Raw genomic sequence first — 26,599 nt, 5'->3', positions numbered from 1 at the left:
ATTAAACTAAATCTGCTAATTCTTTTCCTATCAAACTTCCTATTGCGACTCCCATTCCGCCAAGGCGAACGCCACAAAAAACATTTTCAGAAAGCGGTTCAACAATTGGTTTTTTGCTTGAACCCATTCCCATAATGCCACTCCAGCGATGCGCAATTTTAAAATCTGCATCAGGTAAAATTACTTCTTTTAATAATTTTTCCAAATGATTTTGAATTAATTCAGTTTGACCAAACTCAGTTATAGTTTCACCTTCAAAATCTAAATTTCTTCCACCGCCAAGAAGAATTCTATCATCAATATTTCTAAAATAGTAATAGCCTTTGTCTAAATGAAATGTTCCTTTGATATCTAAATTTGGAATTGGTTCAGTAATTAAAACTTGCGCTCTTGCCGGTTTTACTTGACTATTGGTAATCTTTTCGGCAAAGCCATTGGTTGCAAAAAACAATTTTTGGGTTGAAAAACTAAAATCATTCATCTGAACTTCTACCGAATTCCCTTTATCCGAATAAGAACTAACCACTACTTGATTTAGAATTAAAATATTGTTTGCGATAGCTTTTTGGAGCAAAGCATTCATCATTTTTCCAGTGTCGATTTGAGCTTCAAATGGATTAAAAATCAAGTATTCGTGTATGTTTTTAAAGTCAAATCGATCTACTTCTTTGTTAAAAACGTCGTTTCTAAAAATAGGTTTCAAAATTTCATTTACAAACGGAATTCGTTGCAAACATTCGTTGTAACCGCTTTCATCATCTTTTAAAAACAATTCGTATCCGCCAAAAGGTTTGAAATCAATGGCTTCATCACCAAGATTTTTACGAAGTAATTGCAATCCGTTCCAGCGTTTTTGAATGAGTTGAATAACTTCTTCTTCGGAATGGTTTTTTAAATCGTCTAAAATTTCGGAAATGCTTCCAAAACAAGCAAAGCCGGCATTTTTTGTACTTGCACCTTGTGGTAAAATCCCTTTTTCTAAAACTAATATTTTACTGTTTGGATATTTTTCTCGCAATGCCAAAGCACAATGTAAACCTACAATTCCGCTGCCTACAATAGTAAAATCAACATTGGTAAACCAATTTTTTATTTCCCAATAACTTAAATTCATCTGATTAAAAAATTTGAATTAAAAGTAAAAATAAATTTGATACCATAAAAAAACCACCTCGAATAAACGAGATGGTTTTTAAAACTATTAAAAAAATTTCAATTATTGAAAATCGGCATCAGTAACACCTTCGTTGATTTTTACATCAGTCATTTTTACATCTAACTCAAAGCCAAGATTTTTGATTATATTAAATGGAACTTTCACTCCTTTAACTTCTTTATAATTATTGAAACTTGTCATTAGTGTGATTTTTTGACCTTGTTGTTCCATAGATTTACTTTCAGCAACTTTTAATCCGGAAGCAACATCGAAATAATGAGTTGTATCGCCATTAACAACAACATAAGCATCAGAACCATTGATTGGTTCGATAGCATCAACTTTAACACCCGCTTTAGTAGCTAATAATGTTTCGCTAAACGGCATTGCTATTTCTTTCATTTCAGCTAAATCATCTCCTTCAATTGGCATTTTTTGTCCTTGTTGTGATACATAAGCTGTATTTCCGTTTACCACTTGTTTCACTAAAGAACCCATTCCAGCCATTGATATTTCATCCATAAATTTTCCTTTGCTGTCAATTTTCATAACATAAGCAATTGGCATTGGTGCTTGTGGATGCTTTGCTTCACCTACAAAAGATATAGTTTTAACTGCTTTTACAGCTTTTTCTCCACCAATAGCTTTGATGTAGTTGTCAACAACTGTTTTTGCAGTTACACCAGCTGGAACTGCTTTTTTCATAGCAGGTTTTTCAGTTGGATTACCATATTTATCGAAATAGAACATTGGAATTTTCAATTTTTCTAAAGCAGGAATTACTTCTGAACCTTTACTTACAATCAAAATTCTCAAGTTGTCTTGTAACATATATTTGTTAGCAACTCTCATAACGTCATCAGCAGTAACCGCATTGATTTTTTTGATATAATTTTCATAAAAATCAGCTGGCAAACCTTGTGTTAAAGAATTTACAGCATAACGAGCAACGGTTGCTGGTTTTTCAACTTGCATAACAAAACGACCGATGTAACCTGCTTTTACATTGTTTAGCATTTCATCAGAAACTCTCTCAGTTCTAATTCTTTTTAATTCCTTTAAAGCTTCAACAACAGCACTATCAGTAACTGAATTTCTAACTTGAGAACTAGCTACAAATTTAGAATTAGTGTATTTATCTGCACCAACATAAGAACTTGCACCATACGTCCAACCGTGAGCTTCACGTAAATTCATATTCAAATAACTGTTGAAATCACCACCAAAAACTTGGTTAGCCAAGATTACTGGAAAGAAATCAGGATCAGACATTTTTAAACTTACAGTATTCATTAAAATCACTTCCGATTGAACAGCGTTTGGCATATCAACAAAGTTGATTTGAGTATATTGAACATTACTTGGATTAGAATATGTCAATGCTGGAGCAGTTGCTTTTACCCATGGACCAAAAAGTTTTTCAACTGATTTTTTGATGTCTTTTGTTTTAATATCACCAATGATTACCAAATACGCATTTTGAGGAACAAAATAGGTTCTGTAGTTTTGTTTTACATCAGATAATGACACATTTTTAATCGTTTCTTCAGAAAGATATTCTCCAGCAGGATGATTTTTTCCATATGCTAAAACATCTTCAACTCTTGAAGCTACAGCCGAAACACTTTTTTCTTGTGTTTTTAAACCTTCGATTAATTTGTCTTTTTCTTTATCAAATTCTTCTTGAGTGAAGTTTGGCATAATTGCACCTTCAGCCATTAATTCCAAAATTCTGGTAGCGTGTTTTGATAATCCGCTAGCCGATGCTCCAGAAGCATAAAAGTTAATGCTTGCACCTAAAAAGTCGATTTCTTCATTGAAAACGTCTTTTGGAGTTTTAGTAGAACCATTTCCAATCAAGCTACTGGTTAAATCAGAAACTCCTTTTTTGTCACCTTCTGCATAAGGCGCATTGTCGATAGAAAGGCTATACGAAACTCTTGGTAATTTATGATCTTCAACAACTAATACTTTTAAACCATTTGGCAATGTAAAAGTGGTTGGTTTTTTTAGATTGATAGCTGGTGATGGTCCAGGTTTTGGTTGTGATCTGTCTTGTGCTTGCGTTGTAATTGTTAAAAACAAGCTTGCTAGTATAATTAGAGATTTTTTCATAATAATTGATGTCTTAGTTTTGAGCTTTGTCTTTACCTGGAACATAGTCTAAAATTAATCTTTGATTTGGATTTAGATATTTTTTAGCGATGTTTCTAATTTCTTCTCTTGTAATCGAACGGTAAATTTCAATTTCAGTATTGATTAAATTTACATCACCATATAATAAATAAAAAGAAGCTAAGTTTTCTGCAACACCTTCAACACTTGAATTACTGTTTACATAGTTGTTTTCGTAGATGTTTTGAAGTTTTTGGAAATCTTTTTCAGAGATTAATTCGTTTTGAAGTTTTACAATTTCTTCATCAATTTCTTTAATTAAATCCTCCGAAGTTGCATCACCTTGTGGCATTCCATAAAGAATGTATTGACCATAATCTTCTTGACTGTAGTTGAAAGCTCCAACTTGTAACGCCATTTTCTTGTCGTCAACTATTTTTTTGTATAAACGAGAACTTTTACCATCGCTTAAAATTGTTGAAATCATATCTAAAACTCTAGCATCACGAGTTTTCATTGACGGTGTTCTGTATGAAGCAACCACCATCGGTTTCTGAATGTTTGGATCTTCATATTTTGCTCTAATTGTTTCGGTGATTGGTTCTTCAACAAATGTTTGTTTTTTAACTTTTTCACCTCTTGGAATTGAGCCAAAGTATTTTTGTATCCAAGCTTTAGTTTGTGCAATATCTAATTGACCAGCAACTACAAGAACTGCATTATTTGGTGTATAGAATTTTTTATTGAACGCTTGAAATTCTTCCAATGTTGCTGCATCAAGATGTTCCATAGAACCAATTGGCGCCCAACGATAAGGATGAACTTTAAACATATTTTTCTTTACCTCAGCAATTATGCTTCCATAAGGTTGATTATCCACACGAAGTCTTTTTTCTTCTTTAACTACTTCATTTTGAGTATCAACACCAATTTGGTTAATCACTGGATGCATTAATCTTTCTGATTCCATCCAAAGACCAACTTCTAAGCTGTTTGAAGGGAAAACTTCAAAATAATAGGTTCTATCTTCTGAAGTATTAGCGTTATTTGTACCACCATTAGCAGTTACAATTTTAAACCATTCACCTCTTTTAATATTTTCAGTACCTTCAAATAATAGGTGTTCAAAAAAGTGAGCAAAACCTGTTCTTTCTGGATTTTCGTCTTTTGAACCTACATGATACATAACCGAAGTAATAACGACTGGAGCAGATTGGTCATTGTGTAAAATTACATGCAATCCGTTGTCTAAGTCATATTCTTCAAAAGCAACCTTTTGAGCAGAAGCAACTCCGCCAAACATAAGTATTGAACTTAAAGCAATTAATGATTTTTTCATAAAAAATTGAAATTTTTTTCGTTGATAGTTTAGTTAGTAAGCCAACTTACCATTTTGTTACACAAAAGTACTTTTTTATTCTGGTTCAAAAAATTAAAACTTACATAAAGTCTTATTTTTACTAGGAAAAAATCTTTTTTAAGCATTCAGTTGCGTGTAAAAGAATTAGTTGTATATTTGCATCCCGAAAAGTCGGAATTTAAAATTAATTAAACATTATTGTTATGTACGCAATCGTAGAGATAGCAGGGCAACAATTTAAAGTAAGCAAAGACCAAAAAGTTTATGTTCACCGTTTAGCTAATGAAGAAGGTTCAAAAGTATCTTTTGAAAAAGTTCTTTTATTAGACGATAATGGAAACGTTACTCTTGGCGCCCCAGCTATAGAAGGTGCTTCAGTAGAAGCCAAAGTGTTACAACACTTAAAAGGAGACAAAGTAATCGTTTTCAAAAAGAAAAGAAGAAAAGGTTACAAAAAAAGAAATGGACACAGACAATACCTAACTCAAATCGTGATTGAAGGTATCAACGGAAGTGCTCCAAAAAAGAAAGCAGCAAAAAAAGCTGAAGCTACAGAAGAATAATTAACATTTAAAAACTAAAACGTCATGGCTCACAAGAAAGGTGTCGGTAGTTCTAAGAATGGTAGAGAATCAGAATCGAAACGTTTAGGCGTTAAGATTTATGGTGGTCAAGCTGCAATTGCTGGTAATATCATCGTTAGACAAAGAGGTTCTAAACACAATCCAGGTGAAAACGTTTACATGGGTAAAGATCATACTTTACATGCAAAAGTTGATGGAGTAGTGAAATTTCAGAAAAAAGGTGACAACAAATCATTTGTTTCTGTAATTCCATTCGAAGCATAAGAACAAACTCTTATTAAAATACAAAACCCGTTCGCCAAGGCGAACGGGTTTTTTGTTTAAAAATTCTAAATTAGTTTCTTAAACTAAGAGATTTTTGTTTTAAGCTTATTAAAATTATTCAGTTGCTTTTTTCAACTCTTGTTTTACATCACCAGCAGCGTTTTCAACACCTTCTTTTACATCATTTGCTGCTTCTTCTGTTGAAGCTTTTGCTGCTTCCCAAGCCGATTTTGCTTTATCAACTGCTTCTTGAGCTAGTTTTTCAGCTGCTGCATCGCCGTTTTTCTTAGCTTCTTCAAGCTTAGCAACTGCTTCGTTATAACTTGCTTCTAGCGCATCAGCACCTTCAGAAACTTCGTTTTCAACAGTTGTAACCACTTCTTCTGGAGTTGTTTCTGTTGTTTCTTTTTTACAAGATGTAGCAAAAATCATCGCTACAGCTGCCATAGTCAAAAATACTTTTTTCATTTTTTTATAGTTTTTAAATGTTAAAATTAACCAAACAAAATATGTGCCAATTATTCAAAGTTACAAAAAAACATATAAAAATCGAAAGATTATTAATTCCTTGAAAACCATTTTCCCGCTTTCCACTTCAATCTCTGCGAGGATTTCCGTTACAATCGGGGATAAATTAGGATTTTTCTTTTATTTCAGCCAACAAAAAACCCTTGCAATTGCAAGGGTTTTTGATTTAATATTTTTATGCTAAAATATTAATATCTGTAATATTCTGGTTTAAATGGACCTTGAACTTCTACTCCAATATAAGCAGCTTGTTCATCATTTAAAGTTTCTAATTCAACACCAAGTTTAGCCAAGTGTAAAGCAGCCACTTTTTCATCTAAATGTTTAGGCAACATGTATACTTCATTTTTATAGTTAGCCGAATTATTCCATAATTCAATTTGTGCCAAAGTTTGGTTTGTAAATGAATTACTCATTACAAAACTTGGATGACCAGTTGCACAACCTAAGTTTACTAAACGACCTTCAGCCAAAATGATGATGTCTTTTCCGTTTACGTTGTATTTATCAACTTGAGGTTTGATTTCGATTTTTGTTGAACCGTGGTTTTTGTTTAACCAAGCCATATCAATTTCATTGTCAAAGTGACCAATATTACAAACGATAGTTTTATCTTTCATCGCTTCAAAATGTCTTCCTACAACAATATCTTTATTTCCTGTTGTGGTAATGATAATATCTGCATTTCCAACAACAGTGTCTAATTTTTTCACTTCAAAACCATCCATTGCAGCTTGTAAAGCACAAATTGGATCGATTTCAGTTACAGTTACAATAGAACCAGCGCCACGGAAAGAAGCCGCAGTTCCTTTTCCAACGTCACCATAACCACAAACTACAACTCTTTTTCCAGCTAACATAACATCAGTTGCTCTTCTGATAGCATCAACAGCCGATTCTTTACAACCATATTTGTTGTCAAATTTTGATTTAGTAACTGAATCGTTTACGTTAATTGCCGGCATGAACAAAGTTCCGTTTTTCATTCTTTCATATAAACGGTGAACACCAGTTGTAGTTTCTTCAGACAAACCTTTAATACCAGGAATTAATTCTGGGTAACGGTCAAAAACCATGTTAGTCAAATCACCACCATCATCCAAAATCATGTTCAATGGTTTTCTGTCTTCACCAAAGAATAACGTTTGTTCGATACACCAGTCAAATTCTTCTTCATTTAAACCTTTCCAAGCATACACTTGAATTCCAGCAGCAGCGATTGCAGCAGCAGCTTGATCTTGAGTTGAGAAAATATTACAAGATGACCAAGTAACTTCTGCACCAAGAGCAATTAAAGTTTCAATTAAAACAGCAGTCTGAATAGTCATGTGAAGACAACCTGCAATTCTCGCACCTTTCAACGGTTGAGTTGCGCCATATTCAGCTCTTAAAGCCATTAATCCTGGCATTTCAGCTTCAGCTAATTCAATTTCTTTTCTTCCCCAAGCTGCCAAGTTAATGTCTTTAACTTTGTAAGCTACAAATGGTAATGTTTGTGTACTCATCTATTTGTATATTTGTTTTATAAAATTTGATGCAAAATTACAACATAGGTTTTTAATTTAATAATTTATTTTCAAAATTTGTGAAATGTTTAATCCTTTAATCTTTTGAAAAACAAATAGATAATTTCAACACTGTCATGCCATTACTTACAATCAAAGAATTAAACAAGACAACAAAACTTTGGGTTTGGAAAATATCCGAAACCTGGGACGAACTTTTTCGGAGTGTTGCTTTGAAAGATGTTTCGTTGGCACGATTAGAAACAATGAAATCCGAAAGTCATCAAAAAGGCTTTTTGAGCGTTCGAAAGTTGCTGATGTCGGCTGGATATACTGATTTTGATTTGTATTATGATGAATTTGGAAAACCACATTTGAATGATGGAAAACATATCACCATTTCTCATTCGCATGAATTTTCGGTTATCGTGATTAGTGATGAAGTGATTGGTGCTGATTTAGAATTATTAAAAGAGAAAACCTTAAAAATTGCTCCAAGATTTATGGAAATTTTTCATTTGGAAAACTTATCGCATGAAGAAAAAATGAGAAAAGCTACCGTAATTTGGGGAATTAAAGAAAGTGTTTTTAAAATTAAAAACAAACCTGGAATTAGTTTTCCGCTACATATTTTTGAAAAAGAATTTAACTTGGAAGATAAAAAAGCAGTTGCCAAATTGAAGTTTAACAACAAAACAGAATATTTCGATGTAGTTTTTGATTTTATCGAAGACTATGTTTTTGTTTGTGCTTTCGAAAAAAACGAATAACTAAAAAATGACAAACATTTACAACGAAATACGAATTTCAAAAGCCAAGTCAGAAAAACTTCTGGCAATTTTAATCGATCCCGATAAAGTTGCACTGGAAACCATTTCAACTTTGGCAGAAAAAATAAATCAATCGCCAGCAACACATATTTTAGTTGGCGGAAGCTCATTTGAAGGTAATCATTTAGACGAAATTATCGTCCAGTTAAAAAAAAATACTAAACTTCCTATTTTACTTTTTCCTGGAAATCCATCGCAAATTTCTTCAGAAGCTCATGGGATTTTGTTTCTGCAATTACTTTCTGGACGAAATCCTGATTATTTAATTGAACATCAAGTTGAAGCCGTTCCAATTTTAGAAAAAACAACTTTGGAAGTAATTTCAACGGGTTATATTTTAATTGAAAGTGGAAACGAAACTGCCGTAGAACGCGTTAGTAAAACCAAACCTTTGAGTAAAAATAATATCGAATATGTTACACAAACGGCTAAAGCGGGCGAATTTATTGGCAATAAATTAATTTACCTCGAAGCTGGAAGTGGCGCAAAAAATGCCGTTCCTTTGGAAATGATTTCAGAAGTTTCTAGTAGAATTTCTGTGCCGTTGATTGTTGGTGGCGGAATTCGTTCCAAAAAAGCTATTGACGACGCTTTTCTTGCTGGCGCAGATATGGTTGTTATTGGAACAGCTTTTGAAAATGACATAAACTTTTTTGATAATCAACATAATGTCACACTGAGCGCAGTCGAAGTGCAAAAAAAATGATAGATTTCCTTTTTTCCCAATATAAAAATTATCCAGCGCTTGAAATTGCCTTAGAATTAACCGCAATTTTATTCGGACTATTCAGTGTTTGGTTTGCCAAAAAAAATAACATTTTGGTGTTTCCAACAGGAATTATCAATACGGCAATTTATGTGTTTTTACTTTGGAAATGGTCATTGCTTGGTGACATGATGATTAATTTTTACTACGTAATCATGAGCATTTATGGTTGGTATATTTGGACAAGAAAAAAAGGCAAAGTAGATGAATTTCCCATTTCAAAAATTGCTTCATCCGAAATAAAAAAAGGAATGTTGCTATTTCTTGCAAGTATAGCATTAGTCATTTCGGTTTATATCTTTTTTGATAAATTAACACATTGGACATCCTATATTGATACATTTGTAACAGGAATATTTTTCGTTGGAATGTGGTTAATGGCAAGACGAAAGATAGAAAACTGGATTTTATGGATAATTGGTGATATCATTTCTATCCCAATGTATTTTGCTAAAGGATATACTTTCACGAGTATTCAATATGTATTTTTCACAATTATCGCCATTTATGGTTATTTAGAATGGAAGAAAATTTTACAACAAAAGACAAATTAGTCAACACATACGGATTTACCGAAGCCGATTTTAATCAAATTAACAAACATGGAATTGATTTGAGTAAAATTGAGGCAGAACTCGCTATTTTCCAAACTGGAATTCCAAAAATGTATTTGTATCGTCCAGCAAAAATTGACGACGGAATTTTAAAACTTTCTGAAGACGAATTCAATTCAAAATCAGTATTTTTTGACGAAAAAAAATCAACGTTAAAGTTGAAAAAATTCGTTCCAGCTTCGGGTGCAGCCAGTCGAATGTTCAAATTTTTGAATGAATTTCTTAATGATTTTGATCATGAAAATGAAACCATAAACGCATACATCAACCGAAAAAAAGACAAAAACCTTCCCACTTTTTTAGCCGGAATTGAAAAATTTCCTTTTTTTGAAGAAATAAAATCAAAGGTTAAATCTTTGGTTCCCAATTATTATTCGCTAGAAAGTCACGAAAAAAGTTATTATTTCATTAAAACAATGCTTTCAAGTGAACATTTTGATTTTGCAAATAAACCCAAAGGTGTTTTGGATTTTCATAAATATCAATCACACATTGCAACTCCAGTGGAAGAACACCTGAATGAATGTGCTTTTTATGCTACGTCAAATGGCGTTTCTCATCTTCATTTTACCGTTTCAGAAAATCATGAAGCCTTATTTCGTGAAATTGTAGATAATGTAAAAGAAAAAGTAGAAAATAGAACTGAAACCACTTTGAATGTGAGTTATTCTTATCAGCATAAATCAACGGATACGATTGCTGTTGATTTAAAAAACCAACCATTTCGTAATGAAAATGGACAATTAGTTTTTCGTCCTGGTGGACATGGCGCATTGATAAACAACCTAAATTCGCTTGATGCTGATGTTATTTTTATCAAAAATATTGACAATGTAATCCAAAATCATATCAAAGAAATTACTTTGTATAAAAAAGGTTTGGCTGGAATTTTACTCGAATTTCAAGAGCAAATTTTTGCCATTTTGAATGCCATCGAAAAACAAGAATTTCAAGAAAACGAAGTGGAAACTGTTGTTGATTTTATGAAATCAAAACTGAACATTAAAGTAAGAGATGATTTTCAGAAGTTTACATTTGAGCACAAAATCGAGTTCATTAAAACCAAATTAAACCGACCAATTCGTGTTTGTGGAATGGTAAAAAATGAAGGTGAACCTGGCGGCGGACCATTTTGGGTAAGAAATGCTAAAGGTAATTTGTCTCTCCAAATTGTAGAAAGTTCTCAAGTTGATACAAACGATTTTGTTCAAAACGAAATTTTATCCAAAGCAACTCATTTTAATCCAGTGGATTTAGTTTGCGCAACCAAAGATTATCATGGAAATAAATTTGATTTAACACAATTCGTCGATCATACCTCCGGATTTATTGTGCAAAAAAACAACAAAGGAAAAGAATTAAAAGGATACGAATTACCTGGACTTTGGAATGGTGCAATGGCAAAATGGATAACTGTTTTTGTAGAAGTTCCGCTCGTAACATTCAATCCGGTGAAAACAGTAAACGATTTATTAAAACCGGCACATCAACCGCAATATGAAAACTGATTTACTTTTAACTGAATTGCAATACAAAGCCGTTAGAAGTTCCGGTGCTGGCGGACAAAACGTAAACAAAGTTTCGTCAAAAGTGGTTTTGACTTTTGATTTGAATGCTTCTCAAGCACTTTCCGACGAGCAAAAAATGCTTATTTCTGAAAAATTGGCAACCAAATTAACTTCGGAAAACATTTTGATTTTAAACTGCGATGAAGACCGAAGCCAACTCAAAAATAAAGAAATTGTAACCAAGCGTTTTTTGGAAATGCTAAAAAAAGCTTTGGTTGTTCCAAAGAAAAGAAAGCCAACTTCAGTACCAAAATCGGTTGTTGAAAAGCGAATTAAGGATAAAAAAACTAATTCTGAAGTAAAACAGAACAGGAAAAGACCAGATATTTAGTATCAAGAAAAAAAATCTTAATTCTTAATACTCTAATCTTGATACTTTATTTATCTTTGCCTCGTCTCAAAAAGGGGTGCTTTAAATTACAAGCTGAGATTATACCCAATGAACCTAGAACAGGTAATGCTGTTTAGGGAAAAGTGACAAAACAGAGTGCACGCTGACTTTGTCGCAGGAAACAAACATTTTTATTTTTTAACAAAGAATAATTACCTCTTTTTATTCGTAACATTTTTACGAATGGAATATCTTTTCAATTACAAAAGACAAAAAGCAAAAAGCAAAAGTCAAAAATTTCGTTTGATTTCGGCATTTACTTTTTCTCTCTTTTCTTTTCTCTCTTTTTCACAGGAAAAAGTAAAAGACACAACAAAAGTCAATCAGCTTAACGAAGTAACGGTTTCTTCGGTTAGAGCAAAAGGCAGAAATCCAATTACACATTCCAATCTTTCTAAGGAAGAAATTGCGCCACGAAATTTAGGGCAAGACATTCCGGTTTTACTGAATTATTTGCCATCTGTAGTTTCTACAACCGATGCAGGAAATGGAGTTGGTTACACTTACATGAGAGTTCGTGGAGCTGATGGTTCTAGAATTAACGTTACGCTCAACGGAATTCCGTTTAATGACAGCGAAAGTCAAGGAACATTTTTTGTTAATTTACCCGATTTTGCTTCGTCGCTAGAAAGTATTCAGTTGCAACGCGGAGTTGGAACTTCTACGAATGGTGCTGGAGCTTTTGGTGCAAGTTTAAACATGCAAACAAAGTCGTATCAGGAGAAAGCATTTGCTGAAATTTCAAATTCTGTTGGAAGTTTTGGAACACGAAAACACACTTTGGCCTTTGGAACGGGTTTGCATAACAATTTTGAATTGAATGCACGATTGTCAAATGTTGCTTCTGATGGATTTATCGATAGAGCTTCATCTAGCATGTTTGGCTATTTTTTCAATGGAAATTATGTAACCGAAACGACGTTGATTAAAGCAATTGCTTTTGGCGGAAAACAAAAAACCTATCAAGCTTGGTATGGTATTGAAGATCCAGAAAAGTTGAAAAATGACAGAACGTTTAACGTTGCCGGAATGTATTTTGACGAAAATGGAAACATGAAGTTTTATGATAATGAAACCGATAATTATTGGCAAAATCATTTTCAGTTGCATTGGTCCGAAAAATGGTCCGAAAAATGGATTTCAAATGCTGCGTTGCATTATACCAAAGGGAAAGGTTATTTTGAACAATACAAAGAAGACGAAACCTTAGCCGATTATTTTTTACCAAATTCTCAAGGAAATGCGGAATCGGATTTGGTTAGAAAAAGATGGTTAGATAACGATTTTTTTGGCGCTACTTTTTCTTTGAATTATAAAACTGCTAAAACTGATATTCTATTTGGCGGAGCAGCAAATCGTTATTTAGGAGATCATTTTGGAGAAGTAGTTTGGACGCAATATTATGTGCCAAATTCTAATCGTTATTATGATAATTTTGGAAACAAAGACGACATAAATGTTTATGCAAAAGCTTCACAGCAATTTGGAAAACTTAATTTCTTTGCCGATTTGCAGTATCGAATGGTAAATTATCAAGCAACAAGTTTCCGTTTTGATGATGTAAACGATACGTTTCGATTTTTTAATCCAAAAGCTGGTTTGAATTATCAATTGAATGATAAAAATTCATTTTATGGTTATTTCGGAATTGCCAATAAAGAACCTAGACGCGATGATTATGAAGCTGGTGCAATTAAACCAGAACGTTTGTTTGACTATGAATTGGGTTGGAAATACAACACGCAAAAAGTGAAAATTTCTGCCAATGCATTTTATATGAATTACCAAGATCAATTGGTTTTAACTGGTGCTTTGAACGATGTTGGTTCACCGATTTTTACCAATAGCGGAAAAAGTTATCGAATTGGTTTAGAAGTTGAATCGGTAATTGCTATAACCGATAAATTAATTTGGAACCCAAATGTTACTTTGAGCCAAAACAAAAACCGTGATTTCTACTTTCAGCGAGATGGTGTTTTACAAAATTTAGGAAATACTGATATTGCTTTTTCGCCAAATATTGTTGCCGGAAACCGAATTACCTTTTTGCCAATAAAAGATTTTCAAATTTCGCTATTATCAAAATTTGTGAGCGAACAATATATGGGAAATATCGATTCAGACAATTCAAAATTAGACGCCTATTTTGTGAGCGATTTGAATGTTTCTTATGAATGGAAAATCAATAAAGGTTTAAAATCGATGGTTTTTTCGGCATTAGTAAATAACTTGTTCAATTTAGAATATGAATCCAATGGTTATTTCTACACCTATGATGACGATTTTAGTAATCCTGGAACCATTTCAACTATTGAAGGTGCAGGATTTTTTCCACAAGCTGGAATTAATTTCTTAGCCGGAATTACTTTGAAATTCTAAAAAAAAATAAAATCCCGTATCGTTTAATTGATACGGGATTTTTTTTAATTTCTTACGTTTAGAGAACTTCCATTTACCAAAACTCGATACGGTTTCATAGGATAATCTTTTCCTCCAGCAATTCCAGTAAACAAACTATATTCAGCGTCATCGCAAGGACAAACAGCATTAGTGCCTGCAATAGTCATCGTAGAACACGAAGTCAAATCCTGATTAGGACAAGCAATATCAAAAGCTGTATAACCGCTTCCAGTGTTGTAAATAACAATTCCACGAATGCCTTGAGAATAATCCACAACATAATTTCCTGGAAAATTAAGATTAGAATACTGAGGCAAACTCAAGTTGATAAATAAATCCACAGGATAATTAGGCAAGTAAGGATTTCTGTAGTTAACCGTTCCAGAATCGCAGCTTAAAATTAATCCCATAAACAATAGTATAGCAATAATTTTTTTCATCTAAATTTTTAGTTCTAAATATTCGACAAACAAAAATAAATTATTTAACTTTGGCAAACACTATTGAGTGAAACAAATTTAAAATAAATCAAAAATAGTATCTTTGCAAAAAGAAATCCCGTTGCGATGGGATTTTTTCTATTTATACAAATGAGGAAATTATGAGCATATCGTATTACACAGCAGAAGGATTAAAGAAATTAAAAGACGAATTAGAACATTTAAAAAGCGTTGAAAGACCAAAAGCATCACAAGCAATTGCAGAAGCAAGAGATAAAGGCGATTTGTCTGAAAATGCCGAATATGACGCGGCTAAAGAAGCTCAAGGGCTTTTAGAAATGCGTATTTCTAAAATGGAAGATTTATATGCTAATGCACGTTTAATTGACGAGTCGCAGCTAGATATTTCTAAAGTTTTGGTTTTATCTAATGTAAAAATCAAAAATCAGGCAAATGGTATGGAAATGAAATATACATTGGTTGCTGAAAGCGAAGCCGATTTAAAAACTGGAAAAATATCAGTAACTTCTCCTATCGGAAAAGGATTGTTAGGAAAATCAGTTGGTGAAATCGCTGAAATTACGGTACCAAATGGAAAATTGAATTTTGAGATATTAGAAATTTCTAGAGACTAATTATGGCTAGTATTTTCACCAAAATAGTAAACGGAGAAATTCCATGTTACAAAATAGCTGAAGATGAAAATTATTTGGCATTTTTGGATGTAAACCCAAATGCAAAAGGTCATACGCTTTGTATTCCGAAGGAAGAAATCAACAAGATTTTTGACATGGAAGAAGAACATTATCTTGGATTAATGAAATTTTCAAGAAAAATTGCAAAAGCGTTAGAAAAAACCGTTGAATGCAAACGAATTGGTGTTGCCGTTGTTGGACTTGAAGTTCCACATACTCATGTACATTTAATTCCGTTGCAAGACATGGATGATATGCGTTTTCAGCGAAAGGTTTCACTTACCAAAGAAGAATTTGAAGCACTCGCCGAAGCCATTCAGAATAATTTATAAAGAAAACGCCTCAATAGATGAGGCGTTTTCTTTTATGTTTTTCTGTAAGAAACTTGCATAGTTGTTCCTTTATTGATTTCAGAATTTAGGACTTTAATTTTTCCTTTGTGGTATTCTTCCACAATTCTTTTTGTTAATGACAAACCTAAACCCCAACCGCGTTTTTTGGTTGTAAATCCGGGTTCGAAAACTTTTTTGAATTGATTTTTTGGAATTCCTTTTCCAGAATCGGTGACTAAGATTTTTACCAAATTATTTTCTTCTATAATTTCAACGGCTAGTTTTCCTCGACCTTTCATTGCATCGATAGCATTTTTGACTAAATTTTCAACGGTCCAACTGTGTAATATTGGGTTTAATGAAACCATCAAAACTTTTTCGGGTGCTTTGAATGAAAAGGTAACTTGATTTGAAAAACGAGATTTTAAATAGTCAAAAGATTGTTCGGTTTCTTCAATAATGTTACGATTTTCTAGAATTGGTTCTGAGCCAATTTTTGAAAATCTATCCGTTATGGTTTGAAGTCTATTGATGTCTTTTTCTATTTCGGAAACCGTAGTTTCATCAACATTATCGGCTTTCATGATTTCGAGCCAACCGATTAAAGATGATAATGGTGTTCCGATTTGATGTGCGGTTTCTTTTGCCATTCCTGCCCAAAGTTTGTTTTGGGTTGCCATTTTTGTACTTCGATAGAAGTTGTAAACTACTGTGGCAAAAAGAAAAATTATCAACAAAAGTGCAATTGGGTAATACTTTAATTTGTTCAACAAAGGCGAGTCGCTGTAGTAAAGGTAATTATCTCGTCCTTTTTCATCTTGGGTAACGATGGGTTCGTTTTGATTTTTAAGACTTTGAAACAATTGATTTAGTTTGTTTTTATCTTTTACAATTTCTTCATCAATATTGGTAGTGTTGATAATTGAATCATTGTTTGTAGTTTGAATAATAGGAATTGTTGCTGTCGAAATTATTTGAAACGGCAACGTTACATCATCATCCAATCCAGCTTCTTTGAATGCTTTTTGAGCCAAAGCCCATTGTTCCATTTTTACACGTTCTTCGCTTTTAAAGATTTGAAAAAAGGAATACGTGTTCCAAAGAATTAAACTTACGATAACAAATGATGTTATGATAATTATCCAGCGAATGGTTGTTCTTTTTTCGGAAAACTGCATTGAAAATTTTTTTTATAAATATAGCCAAAAGTGGTAAAAATGCAATACGTTTATTCTTTTAGCCCTGATAGAAGTGAAAATCCTTTTTATTATTTTGAAAATAAGCATCTCGACTGCGCTCGATGTGACAAAATAATAAAAAGATTGAAACGAATAGCAGGAAAATGGACAACAAGAATTCCCAAACCTTTTGCTCCAAATCTCAACTAAATTGAGATTGACAATAATGAATTAAAATTGTATTTTTGAAAAAATAAAAAATCATGCTTTCTTTTGAACCACATACACTGTCGCCAGCGCAACTACAAGGTTATTTGCAAAGTGCTGTAGCGCCAAGACCAATTGCTTTTGCCAGCACGATGGATGAAAATGGGAAACCTAATTTGTCGCCGTTTAGTTTTTTTAATGTTTTTAGTTCTAATCCGCCGATTTTGGTTTTTTCGCCAGCTCGACGCGTGAGAAATAACACAACGAAACACACTTTGGAAAACTGTCAGGCTACAAAACAAGTAGTAATTAATGTGGTAAATTATGATATTGTGCAACAAATGTCGCTTTCGAGTACGGAATATCCTGATGGTGTGAACGAATTTGTAAAATCGGGATTGACAATGTTGCCTTCGGATATGGTAAAACCGTATCGTGTTGCAGAAAGTCCAGTACAATTTGAATGCAAGGTCAACGAAATTATTGCTTTGGGAAATCAAGGTGGTGCGGGAAATTTGATTATTTGTGAAGTCGTAAAAATTCATGTCAATGAAGCGGTTTTGGACGAGAAAGGAACAATTGACCAAAATAAAATTGATTTGGTTTCGCGTCTTGGTGGCAATTGGTATTCGCGTTCCAATCAAGGATTATTTGAAGTAGAAAAACCTTTGGTTACGCTTGGAATTGGCGTTGATGCTATTCCTGATTTTATTAAAAATAGTCCTATTTTTGACGGGAATGATTTGGGAAAATTAGGAAATGTAGAAGCGTTGCCAACCGAAGAAGAAATTGCTATATTTGTACAACAAAATTTTGCGGTAAAAGGTGTTTTAAGTTCAGATGATGAGCAAAAAATTCAGTTAAAAGCAAAAGAATATTTGAATAATAATGATGTGCTTTCGGCATGGAAAGTACTTTTAGCTAAATTATAATTATGGAAGTTACCGGAAAAATTAAAGTAATAAATGCTGAGCAACAAGTGAGTGCTAGCTTTAGAAAAAGAGAATTGGTTGTGGCTACAGAAGAGCAATATCCACAGTTTATCAGTATTAATTTTGTACAAGATAAATGTGATTTGTTAAACAACTATAATGTAGGTGAAGCGGTAAAAGTTTCTATCAATCTTAGAGGAAGAGAATGGGTTAATCCACAAGGAGAAACTAAATATTTTAACGATATTCAAGGTTGGAGAATTGAAAGACTTCAAGCAGAACAACCAGCAGCAATGCCGGCAATGCCACCAGCAGAAGCTTTTGCTCCAGCAACCGATTTTAAAGAAGAAGAACACGACGATTTACCTTTTTAATAAGTTAGAAGTCAAAAGTTAGAAGTCAGAAGTTTAAGTAATACTTGAATTTCTGGCTTTTTCATTACAATTGAGTTTGTAGTTGATTTTTATCTCGTCTTTTAGGACGAGATGATTTTTGAAGTTGAATTTTGTAGTTGATTTTTGAAATTGAAAAATGTATTTTTTAACCAAAGAACTTTATTTTCCGCCTGTTGACGAAGCTTCCTATGAAGGTGTTTTGGCTATTGGTGGTGATTTGTCAATAGAAAGACTTTTGTTAGCGTATCAAAATGGTATTTTTCCTTGGTTTAATGATGATGAACCGATACTTTGGTGGTCGCCAACAGAACGAATGGTTGTTGTGCCTCAAATGTATAAAGTATCAAAAAGCATCCGAAATCTTCTCAATCAGAATAAATTTAAAGTTACTTTTAATCAAAATTTCGCTGAGGTTATCCGCAATTGCCAACAAATTGAACGAAAAGGTCAAGATGATACATGGATTTCTGAAGATATCATTGCTTCTTATACCAAATTACACGAAATGGGAATTGCCAAATCGGTTGAAGTTTGGCAAAATAGCGAATTAGTTGGCGGTTTGTATGGCGTTGATTTAGGACATGTTTTTTGTGGTGAAAGCATGTTTTCCAAAGTATCAAATGCTAGTAAAATTGCGTTTGTAACTTTGATAAAACACTTAAAAGAAAACAATTACTTGTTACTTGATTGTCAAGTTCATAACGATCATTTGGAAAAATTAGGTGCTTTTGAAATTTCGAGAGATACTTTTATGAGGGTTTTGAAATCTACTGTTTGATTGTCCAACCACAAAGTACACGAAGTTTATCAAAAAGTACACAATTACGTAGTGTTCTTTGAGCTTTCATAGTGAACTTAGTGGTCAAATTTTTTGGAAAAACTACTTCCTTTTCCAGCACGTTTCCACATGGTCATTCACCATTCCTGTTGCTTGCATGTGTGCGTAAACAACGGTTGAACCTACAAATTTAAATCCGCGTTTTTTTAAATCTTTACTTAATGCATCCGAAATCGCAGAAGTTGCTTGAATATCTCGCAATACTTTGGGTTGATTGTCAATTGGTTTTCCGCCTGTAAAACCCCAAATGTATTTTGAAAAACTACCAAATTCTTCCTGAACTTTCATAAAAGCAATGGCGTTAGAAACCGTTCCGCGAACTTTCAGTTTATTTCTAATTATACCTTCGTCTTGAAGCAATTCTTGAATTTTATCTTTGTCGTATTTTACGATTTTTTTATAATTAAAATTGTCAAATGCTTTTCTGAAGTTTTCTCTTTTCTTCAAAATCGTGTACCAACTTAAACCAGCTTGAAACGTTTCTAAAACTAGAAATTCAAAAATGGTTTCGTCGTCATAAACTGGATTTCCCCATTCGTTATCGTGATAATCTCTATATAAATCATCTTTTTCACACCAAGCACATCGAACTCTATTTTCCATCTTTTGAAATGTATTTTTGTATTACATAATGTCCTAAATAAATCATTGGCGTCATTAAAATCGCAATGACTAATTTAACGGAATAACCTGTTAATCCCGAAATTATATAGGTTTTAAAATCCATAATTCCTGGCAGATAAAACGCAATTCCTAGAACGATAAAACTATCAAAAAACTGCGAAATTACCGTTGAACCTGTACTTCTAAGCCAAATCATTTTATTGCCTGTTCGTTTCTTTACCAAATGAAAAATGGTAACATCAATCAACTGCGATACTAAAAATGCCGCAATACTTCCAACAATTATCAACTGACTTTGCCCAAAAACCGATTTGAATTGCTCACTCGTTACCGAACTAATCCCGGTAGAAGGAATTTTTATGGCAAAATACAGCACAAAAAAGGTATAAGCGATCAATCCTGCAGTAATCAGTGATAATCGCTTCACTCCTTTTTCACCAAAATACTCATTGATTAAATCGGTGGTTACAAAAACAATTGGCCAAGGTAAAATCCCGATACTCATTGGAACGCCAAAAACGTCAATTAGCTTTCCGCCAGTAAGTTCAGCAACTATTGCATTGGTAATAAAAATCCCAGCAAGGATAATATAAACGGTATCTTTTCTTCTAGTGAACATGATAATTTCTTTTCTCAAAAATAGCTAATTACGAGTTATTAACTTGCATTCAATTACAATTCTATTTTCGTATTTTTGAGAAAATTAATCAAATCATGAAAAAAATAATAGCAACCTTGCTTATGAGTATTCCAATTATTACTGCCGAAGCACAGAACAATCAAAACCCGTTATTAAAAAACTGGACCGGAAATTATGGTGGCGTTCCAGCCTTTAACGAATATAAAATCTCTGATTTAAAACCCGCAATAAAAATTGCAATTCAAGAAAAACTAGACGAATACAACACAATTGCCAACAATCCAAAACCTGCTACATTTGAAAACACCATCGTTGCCATGGAAAAAGCAGGAAAAAAATTAAGTCAGGCAAAAGCTGTTTTTGACATCTACAGTTCCAATTTGAATACGCCCGAATTTGAACCCATCGAAGTAGAAGTTACGCCATTGTTTTCAGAATTGAACAGTAAAATTTACCAAAACAAAAAGTTGTTTGAGCGAATAGAAACCATTTACAACTCAAAAGATAAAAGTAAATTAACTGGCGAACAACAACGTTTGGTTTGGTATCATTATGCCAATTTTGTTCGCGAAGGCGCAAAAGCATCTGCGGAAAGCAAAGCCAAAGTTGCCAAAATCAATCAGGAATTGGCATCACTTTTTACCAAGTTTAGTCAAAATCAATTAGCCGATGAAAGCAATTATTATTTGGAATTAAAAACCGAAGCCGATTTTGAAGGTTTACCAGCCGAATTAAAAAATGCGGCAATTGCCGAAGCCAAAGAAAGAAAACTAGAAGTAAAAGGTTGCATTGCCAACACGCGTTCATCGATTGAACCATTTTTGACGTTTTCATCCCGAAGAGATTTGCGCGAAAAAGCATTTGACATTTTTGTAAAACGTGGCGATAATTCCAACGAAAACAACAACAATGCTATTCTAGTTCAGATATTAAAGCTTCGTGCTCAAAAGGCAAAATTGTTAGGTTTTAAAACCTTTGCCGATTGGAGTTTGTCTAATACGATGGCACAAAATCCTGAAAAAACAATGGAATTGATGCTATCCGTTTGGCAACCAGCTGTGGCAAAAGCACATGAAGATGTAGCCGAAATGCAAAAAATGGTTGAAGTCGAAGGCGGAAAATTTAAAATTGCACCTTGGGATTATCGCTATTATGCCGAAAAAGTTCGCAAAGAAAAATATGATGTCGATGCTAATCAAATCAAACCTTATTTGCAGTTAGAAAAACTCCGCGAAGGAATGTTTTGGGTTGCTGGCGAAGTTTTCAATTTGAATTTCAAACAAGTAAATAATGTTCCTGTTTTTCATCAAGACGTTCGCGTTTGGGAAGTTTCACGTAAAAATTCTGGAAAAACGGTTGGGTTATTCTATTTTGATCCTTATGCACGAAAAGGGAAACGTTCTGGCGCTTGGATGACAGCTTATAGAGAACAAAGCCGAGTTGATGGCGAAGTTTTAACATTGGTTTCCAATAATTGTAATTTCATCAAAGGAAATGACAACGAACCAATCCTGATTTCGTGGGATGATGCTTCGACACTTTTCCATGAATTTGGTCACGCGTTACATGGATTGTGTTCGGATGTTACCTATCCAAGTTTATCGGGAACAAATACGCCAAGAGATTATGTTGAATTTCCATCGCAAATTTTGGAACGTTGGTTATCAACGCCAGAAGTGTTGAATAAATTTGCTTTGCATTATCAAACGAAAGAACCAATGCCAATGACTTTAGTAAAACGAATTGAAGATGCAGCAACGTTCAACGAAGGCTTTTCGACCGTAGAAACCATTTCGAGCGCTTTGGTTGACATGAAATTACATTTATTAGAAAATCCTGAAATTGATCCAAGAGATTTTGAGAAAACAACGTTATCTGAGCTAAAAATGCCTTCGGAAATTGTAATGCGTCACCGAATTCCGCAGTTTGGACATATTTTTTCAGGCGATGATTATGCCGCTGGATATTATGGTTATTTATGGGCAGATGTTATTAGTGCCGATGCAACCGAAGCTTTCACAGAATCTAAAGGCGGATTATATGACAAAGAAGTTTCCAAACGTTTATTGGAAAATGTTTTCAGCATAGGAAATACAATTGATCCTGAAATTGCCTATAAAAAATACCGCGGAAAAGCTGCAACAAGCGATGCATTGATGCGAGCAAGGAATTTTAGAGTTACGAGGTAAATATCAAACAAAACCCCAATTCTGATTGAATTGGGGTTTTGTTTTGTGTTTAATTTTTCAAAAGCTTTTTGTTTACCACAACCTCGCCTATTTTCATACGAAGCAAATAAATTCCGGCAGGATAATTCTCAAGATTTACTTCAGTTGCATCTAAGTCGTTTGAATTCTCTTTCTCTACTATTATTTTACCCAATACATCATAAACCGAGTATTCAATTTTTTCAGAAAAAGCTTCATTAAAAGTCAACTGAAATATTCCGTTACTTGGATTAGGATAAACAACCACTTCTTCATCCTCAAATTCCTCAACACTTAATGTTCCAGGATTCAAACGAATTATGGCAGTACACACTTGATCGTCAGAATTAAATATTGTGCCAGTAACAACTATTTTATCATCAGATTGTAAAAGTATTTTAGCTGCATAACCATAAAAAGCATTTACATAACCAGTATCTCCAAAAGCAGTATCAAGAGTTCCATTATTATTATACCGAGCTACTATAAAATAAGTTCCATCCCAACCACTGGCTGAAACGAATTTACCATCAAGCTGACGGGCCAAACTACAATTTCGACTGTAATAATTGGCATTAATAAAAATCCCATTTGTTCCAAAACTGTTATCTATGCTACCACTAGAAGTATAACGAACCAAACACACTCTTGAGTTAAACTCATAAGAATAAATGCCTCCAGCTACAATTTTACCATCAGGTTCTATAATTAAATCAGTAATAACATCTCCATGTGTAGTACTGAGTGTAGTTATCATTTTTCCGTTGGTACCAAAAGTGGTATCTAATGTTCCGTTGCTGTTTATCCTTGCTAAAGCAAAATCTTTAGTAGGTGCAACGGTATAACCACCCAAAACTATTTTACCATCAGCTTGCAGTGCCATACTCTGTATAAAGCTTTCAGTACCATTAAACGCAATTTGTGTTTTACCATTTATGCCAAAATCGGTATCAAAAGAACCATCACTATTCAATCGTGCCACGGCAAACAAGTCGGCTGTATTACCCGATGAACCTCCAAGAAGTATCTTTCCATCGGGTTGTAATGCAACACACGTGCCACCACCTTGTGTCGTTCCAAAAAGAACATCTTTATAACCAGTGCCATTAAAACTGGTATCCAATTCTCCATTGGGGAGTAGTCGGGCTACCCAGAAGGAATTATAATAAACATCATTTTGTTGCGTCCCCATAATGATAATTTTATCATCAGGTTGAATTACCATATCGAAAGGTAGGTGTCCGCCATTTATAAATACACCCGATTGCATAAAATTTATAAATCCATTAACCCCAAAAGTAGTATCTAAACTACCGTTAGTATTCCACCGAACTAAACTAGCTCCTACGGCACTGTAGTTTGTACTGTAACTAATTATTTTGCCAGTAGATTGAAAATCGGCATCCATATTATTATACGTTTGCCATTCCTCTAGACAATGAGTTGATTTGCCGTTACTGCCAAAAGTAGTGTCATAGGAACCTGCTTGGGGAAAACAGCTACTAGCAAATAATAAGAAAAATATATTTTTCATAGTTTATTTTTTTATTACTACCACTTTGGTTACAGTTTTTGAACTATCAGTAAACTTAATAAAATAAGTTCCGTTAATAGTTGTTTGTCAAGCTGTTCTTGGCTATTGATGTCATTAGACAACAACATGATTAATAAAAAAGTAATGGTATTAAAAATCCATTGAACGTTGTTTGCTTGTTTCATAAGATAATAAGTTATGTAGTTAGTAATAAAACATTGACAATTTATAACAATATTTTATATAAAAAAATTTAACTTAAAATTAAAAAAAAAGGCTTGCTATCGCAAACCTTTTAAAATCTAAATCACAAAATCATTATGCTGTACGTTTTGCAGCACGCATTCGTTGAGCTACCTTCGTCACTACATATTCATCCTCATAAACAGTTTTTGTAAAAACTAATTTACCCTTACTGCAAATTTTCTTAATCATAGACTTCAACTCTTCATAATGAACTTTATTCACCTCAGTCAATTGCTTTCTATTATTCAAAATCTCATTTTGCAAATTATTTTTTGTTGTCATACTCAATTTATAATTGGCTAATACAACATCAAATTCAGCAGGCATACCTTCTTCCATTAATGCAGTTTTATGAGTAACTACAAACTGTTTAACAGCTTCCATTTTTAGCAAAGCTCCTTCAATATTACCATTCTGCAAGTCCTGTTTCAAGGGTAAAACAACACCAAAATTCAAACCAGCATCCTTAACATAAACCTTCAAAAAATTCAACTCTTTACTAAGCTCATTTGCCTCGGCATACAAACTCGCAGTAACACCTTTTTGCTGTTCAGTCAAAACTAAACTACTCTCTAAATCTTTAACAAGAGCCAATTTAGCTTCAAATTCTGCCTTAAAATCAGCATTTAGTTTTGGAAACTTACTCTCTATTGCTCCAAAATCACGAGTATAACTCGTTAAAACAAAATCTCCCAATGGTGCAATCTCTTCAATTTTAACATTTGCATTCATAATAATAATTTTTTGATTGGAAATAATACTTAGCAACATCTTGCTATCAATCAAATTACAAACCAAATGCCAAAAAAACTGAAAAATACTACATTAACAAATTTTTAACCAAAAAAAAGTGAAACATCAACATACAATTATTCAATTTCATAAGAGTTATAGTAAATAATACCCCATAAACTGCTCATCAAGTTAGGGTAAATAAGCATTTCATTGGGGTAAAAATCCATCCTATTACATCAAAACACAATATTACTAAAAAGATAAAGCTTCCATCCGTATGAACTAAATATCCAACTGGAGTAATCAAGTATCCTATAACAATAACAAAGTATCCTATCGGGGTAATTCTGTATCCAATTAGGGTTATGCAAAAAAATATAGCAAAAAGCATAAACCTGTTGCTCCAAAAAACAAAAAACCTCGTTTCAATTAAGAAACGAGGTTACTATCTAAAATTTGATACTATATTATCCTAAAGAAACACGTTTGAAACCAGTGATTTCTACATTAAATCCTTTAACATAATCAGCTACTTTTTTACTGTCATCTTTGATGAAGTTTTGATCTAATAATGCTTTTTCTTGATCTAAAGTAGTATTGTCAGAAATAAAACGAGCTACTTTTCCTGGAAGGATTTTGTCCCAAATTGCCTCTGGTTTACCTTCTGCTTTTAATTCAGCTTTTGCATCTTCTTCTGCTTGTTTGATAACTTCTGGAGTTAATTGAGAGAAAGAGATGTATTTAGGAACGTTTTTCAATGTTTTTCCTAAACGTGCAGCTTCTTCGTTTTCTTTTTCGATTACAGCAATACGAGCAGCAAGTTCTGAGGCAACGAAAGCAGGATCAAAATCTTTGTAAGATAATGTGTCAGCTCCCATTGAAGCAACTTGCATAGAGATATCTTTTGTTAATGTTTCAGCGTTGTCAACTTTAGCAGAAATAGCTGTTAAAGCAGCAATTTTGTTCACGTGAACATAAGATCCAACGAATGCACCTTCTAAGATTTCAAAACCACCGATTTCGATTTTTTCACCGATAACACCAGTTTGCTCGATTAATTTTTCAGCAACCGTAATTCCGTTGAAATCTGATGCTAAAAATTCTTCTTTAGAAGAGAAGTTGATTGCTCTTTCTACTAAATCTTTAGCTAAAGTTACGAAAGCTTCGTTTTTACCTACGAAATCTGTTTCACAGTTTAAAGTAATGATAGCTCCTTTTGTATTGTCTGCATTAACAAAAGAAACAGCAGCACCTTCAGAAGACTCACGGTCAGAACGATTAGCAGCAACTTTTTGTCCTTTTTCTCTAAGGATTTGTATTGCTTTATCGAAATCTCCATCAGCTTCAACTAAAGCTTTTTTACAGTCCATCATTCCGGCACCTGTAGATTGTCTTAATTTATTTACGTCTGCAGCAGTAATTGTTGCCATTTTGTTTTTTATATTTTAAGATTAAAAAATTCTTTAAAAAAAATTACGAATTACGAATTAAAAATTACGCCAAAACAACGCAATT

Annotated in this window: 28 protein-coding genes; 15 read left to right on the top strand and 13 right to left on the bottom strand. The window is 33.2% G+C overall.

Features of this window, described 5'->3' with window-relative positions; genetic code table 11:
- Position 1 precedes the first annotated feature (1 nt).
- The 3 genes from G6042_RS12200 to G6042_RS12190 form a co-directional block, all read right to left on the bottom strand.
- Positions 2-1,114, bottom strand: a complete 1,113-nt coding sequence (locus G6042_RS12200; RefSeq protein ID WP_169524707.1) for an NAD(P)/FAD-dependent oxidoreductase — start codon at positions 1,112-1,114, stop codon at positions 2-4.
- Between the two features lie 102 nt (positions 1,115-1,216).
- Positions 1,217-3,271 carry a M16 family metallopeptidase gene (locus G6042_RS12195; RefSeq protein ID WP_169524706.1) on the bottom strand — a complete coding sequence of 685 codons (2,055 nt, stop codon included), beginning with the start codon at positions 3,269-3,271 and terminating at the stop codon, positions 1,217-1,219.
- A 13-nt stretch (positions 3,272-3,284) separates the two neighbouring features.
- Positions 3,285-4,610 (bottom strand): M16 family metallopeptidase, encoded by a 1,326-nt coding sequence (locus G6042_RS12190; RefSeq protein ID WP_169524705.1) that lies wholly within the window; start codon positions 4,608-4,610, stop codon positions 3,285-3,287.
- 224 nt (positions 4,611-4,834) lie between these two features.
- On the opposite strand from G6042_RS12190, the gene rplU reads away from it, so the two are divergent.
- Entirely contained in the window at positions 4,835-5,194 is a 360-nt protein-coding gene (gene rplU, locus G6042_RS12185; protein ID WP_169524704.1) for a 50S ribosomal protein L21, read from the top strand.
- Positions 5,195-5,218: 24 nt separating this feature from the next.
- Positions 5,219-5,479: a 50S ribosomal protein L27 gene (gene rpmA / locus G6042_RS12180; RefSeq protein WP_169524703.1), complete on the top strand. Its 261-nt coding sequence runs from the start codon at positions 5,219-5,221 to the stop codon at positions 5,477-5,479.
- Between the two features lie 114 nt (positions 5,480-5,593).
- On the opposite strand, the gene G6042_RS12175 is transcribed toward rpmA, so the two are convergent.
- Positions 5,594-5,947 (bottom strand): hypothetical protein, encoded by a 354-nt coding sequence (locus tag G6042_RS12175; protein WP_169524702.1) that lies wholly within the window; start codon positions 5,945-5,947, stop codon positions 5,594-5,596.
- 248 nt (positions 5,948-6,195) lie between these two features.
- Entirely contained in the window at positions 6,196-7,512 is a 1,317-nt protein-coding gene (ahcY, locus tag G6042_RS12170; RefSeq protein ID WP_169524701.1) for an adenosylhomocysteinase, read from the bottom strand.
- Between the two features lie 137 nt (positions 7,513-7,649).
- Between ahcY and G6042_RS12165 the strand changes: the two genes are divergently transcribed.
- The 6 genes from G6042_RS12165 (at position 7,650) to G6042_RS12140 (ending at position 14,060) form a co-directional block, all read left to right on the top strand.
- Complete coding sequence (locus G6042_RS12165) at positions 7,650-8,282, top strand: 4'-phosphopantetheinyl transferase family protein (protein ID WP_169524700.1); 633 nt, start codon at positions 7,650-7,652, stop codon at positions 8,280-8,282.
- Positions 8,283-8,289: 7 nt separating this feature from the next.
- A complete protein-coding gene (locus G6042_RS12160; RefSeq protein ID WP_169524699.1) occupies positions 8,290-9,048 on the top strand; it encodes a geranylgeranylglyceryl/heptaprenylglyceryl phosphate synthase in 759 nt (252 codons plus the stop codon).
- The gene (gene pnuC / locus G6042_RS12155) at positions 9,045-9,662 is read left to right on the top strand and encodes a nicotinamide riboside transporter PnuC (protein WP_169524698.1); all 618 of its coding nucleotides are present in this window, start codon (positions 9,045-9,047) and stop codon (positions 9,660-9,662) included. The genes G6042_RS12160 and pnuC overlap by 4 nt, the downstream gene beginning before the upstream one ends.
- Positions 9,629-11,230: a DUF4301 family protein gene (locus tag G6042_RS12150; protein WP_169524697.1), complete on the top strand. Its 1,602-nt coding sequence runs from the start codon at positions 9,629-9,631 to the stop codon at positions 11,228-11,230. Before pnuC ends, G6042_RS12150 begins: the two co-directional genes overlap by 34 nt.
- Complete coding sequence (gene arfB, locus G6042_RS12145) at positions 11,220-11,621, top strand: alternative ribosome rescue aminoacyl-tRNA hydrolase ArfB (RefSeq protein WP_169524696.1); 402 nt, start codon at positions 11,220-11,222, stop codon at positions 11,619-11,621. The genes G6042_RS12150 and arfB overlap by 11 nt, the downstream gene beginning before the upstream one ends.
- 243 nt (positions 11,622-11,864) lie before the next feature.
- Positions 11,865-14,060 carry a TonB-dependent receptor gene (locus G6042_RS12140; RefSeq protein WP_169524695.1) on the top strand — a complete coding sequence of 732 codons (2,196 nt, stop codon included), beginning with the start codon at positions 11,865-11,867 and terminating at the stop codon, positions 14,058-14,060.
- Between the two features lie 44 nt (positions 14,061-14,104).
- Here the strand turns inward: G6042_RS12140 and G6042_RS12135 are convergent, their stop codons facing one another.
- Positions 14,105-14,521 carry a Rieske (2Fe-2S) protein gene (locus G6042_RS12135; protein WP_169524694.1) on the bottom strand — a complete coding sequence of 139 codons (417 nt, stop codon included), beginning with the start codon at positions 14,519-14,521 and terminating at the stop codon, positions 14,105-14,107.
- Between the two features lie 158 nt (positions 14,522-14,679).
- On the opposite strand from G6042_RS12135, the gene greA reads away from it, so the two are divergent.
- Positions 14,680-15,156, top strand: a complete 477-nt coding sequence (gene greA / locus G6042_RS12130; protein ID WP_169524738.1) for a transcription elongation factor GreA — start codon at positions 14,680-14,682, stop codon at positions 15,154-15,156.
- Between the two features lie 2 nt (positions 15,157-15,158).
- Positions 15,159-15,548: an HIT family protein gene (locus G6042_RS12125; RefSeq protein WP_169524693.1), complete on the top strand. Its 390-nt coding sequence runs from the start codon at positions 15,159-15,161 to the stop codon at positions 15,546-15,548.
- Between the two features lie 32 nt (positions 15,549-15,580).
- On the opposite strand, the gene G6042_RS12120 is transcribed toward G6042_RS12125, so the two are convergent.
- Complete coding sequence (locus tag G6042_RS12120; protein ID WP_169524692.1) at positions 15,581-16,726, bottom strand: sensor histidine kinase; 1,146 nt, start codon at positions 16,724-16,726, stop codon at positions 15,581-15,583.
- Positions 16,727-16,765: 39 nt separating this feature from the next.
- On the opposite strand from G6042_RS12120, the gene G6042_RS12115 reads away from it, so the two are divergent.
- From G6042_RS12115 to aat, 4 genes are all read left to right on the top strand, one after another.
- The gene (locus G6042_RS12115; protein ID WP_169524691.1) at positions 16,766-16,936 is read left to right on the top strand and encodes a hypothetical protein; all 171 of its coding nucleotides are present in this window, start codon (positions 16,766-16,768) and stop codon (positions 16,934-16,936) included.
- A gap of 53 nt (positions 16,937-16,989) precedes the next feature.
- On the top strand, positions 16,990-17,865 hold the full coding sequence (locus G6042_RS12110; protein WP_169524690.1) for a flavin reductase family protein: 876 nt from the start codon (positions 16,990-16,992) through the stop codon (positions 17,863-17,865).
- A gap of 2 nt (positions 17,866-17,867) precedes the next feature.
- Positions 17,868-18,239: a DUF3127 domain-containing protein gene (locus G6042_RS12105; RefSeq protein ID WP_169524689.1), complete on the top strand. Its 372-nt coding sequence runs from the start codon at positions 17,868-17,870 to the stop codon at positions 18,237-18,239.
- A gap of 157 nt (positions 18,240-18,396) precedes the next feature.
- On the top strand, positions 18,397-19,038 hold the full coding sequence (gene aat / locus G6042_RS12100; protein WP_169524688.1) for a leucyl/phenylalanyl-tRNA--protein transferase: 642 nt from the start codon (positions 18,397-18,399) through the stop codon (positions 19,036-19,038).
- Between the two features lie 102 nt (positions 19,039-19,140).
- Here the strand turns inward: aat and G6042_RS12095 are convergent, their stop codons facing one another.
- Both G6042_RS12095 and G6042_RS12090 read right to left on the bottom strand, forming a co-directional pair.
- Positions 19,141-19,701: a DNA-3-methyladenine glycosylase I gene (locus tag G6042_RS12095; protein ID WP_169524687.1), complete on the bottom strand. Its 561-nt coding sequence runs from the start codon at positions 19,699-19,701 to the stop codon at positions 19,141-19,143.
- Positions 19,691-20,341, bottom strand: coding sequence for a queuosine precursor transporter (locus G6042_RS12090; RefSeq protein ID WP_169524686.1), 651 nt, complete (start codon positions 20,339-20,341; stop codon positions 19,691-19,693). Before G6042_RS12090 ends, G6042_RS12095 begins: the two co-directional genes overlap by 11 nt.
- 95 nt (positions 20,342-20,436) lie before the next feature.
- Here G6042_RS12090 and G6042_RS12085 point away from each other — a divergent pair, with 95 nt between their 5' ends.
- A complete protein-coding gene (locus G6042_RS12085; RefSeq protein ID WP_169524685.1) occupies positions 20,437-22,551 on the top strand; it encodes a M3 family metallopeptidase in 2,115 nt (704 codons plus the stop codon).
- 49 nt (positions 22,552-22,600) lie between these two features.
- Here G6042_RS12085 and G6042_RS12080 read toward each other — a convergent pair whose 3' ends face one another.
- From G6042_RS12080 to tsf, 4 genes are all read right to left on the bottom strand, one after another.
- On the bottom strand, positions 22,601-24,103 hold the full coding sequence (locus tag G6042_RS12080; protein ID WP_169524684.1) for a T9SS type A sorting domain-containing protein: 1,503 nt from the start codon (positions 24,101-24,103) through the stop codon (positions 22,601-22,603).
- Positions 24,104-24,132: 29 nt separating this feature from the next.
- Complete coding sequence (locus G6042_RS12075; protein ID WP_169524683.1) at positions 24,133-24,288, bottom strand: hypothetical protein; 156 nt, start codon at positions 24,286-24,288, stop codon at positions 24,133-24,135.
- Between the two features lie 133 nt (positions 24,289-24,421).
- On the bottom strand, positions 24,422-25,081 hold the full coding sequence (locus tag G6042_RS12070; RefSeq protein ID WP_169524682.1) for a hypothetical protein: 660 nt from the start codon (positions 25,079-25,081) through the stop codon (positions 24,422-24,424).
- A 470-nt stretch (positions 25,082-25,551) separates the two neighbouring features.
- The gene (gene tsf / locus G6042_RS12065) at positions 25,552-26,514 is read right to left on the bottom strand and encodes a translation elongation factor Ts (protein WP_169524681.1); all 963 of its coding nucleotides are present in this window, start codon (positions 26,512-26,514) and stop codon (positions 25,552-25,554) included.
- Between the last annotated feature and the right edge of the window lie 85 nt (positions 26,515-26,599).

Source organism: Flavobacterium solisilvae, assembly GCF_012911605.1.
GTDB lineage: Bacteria > Bacteroidota > Bacteroidia > Flavobacteriales > Flavobacteriaceae > Flavobacterium > Flavobacterium solisilvae.
The sequence above is the reverse complement of the archived record's forward strand: the minus strand, read 5'-3'. Positions and strand labels throughout refer to the sequence as shown.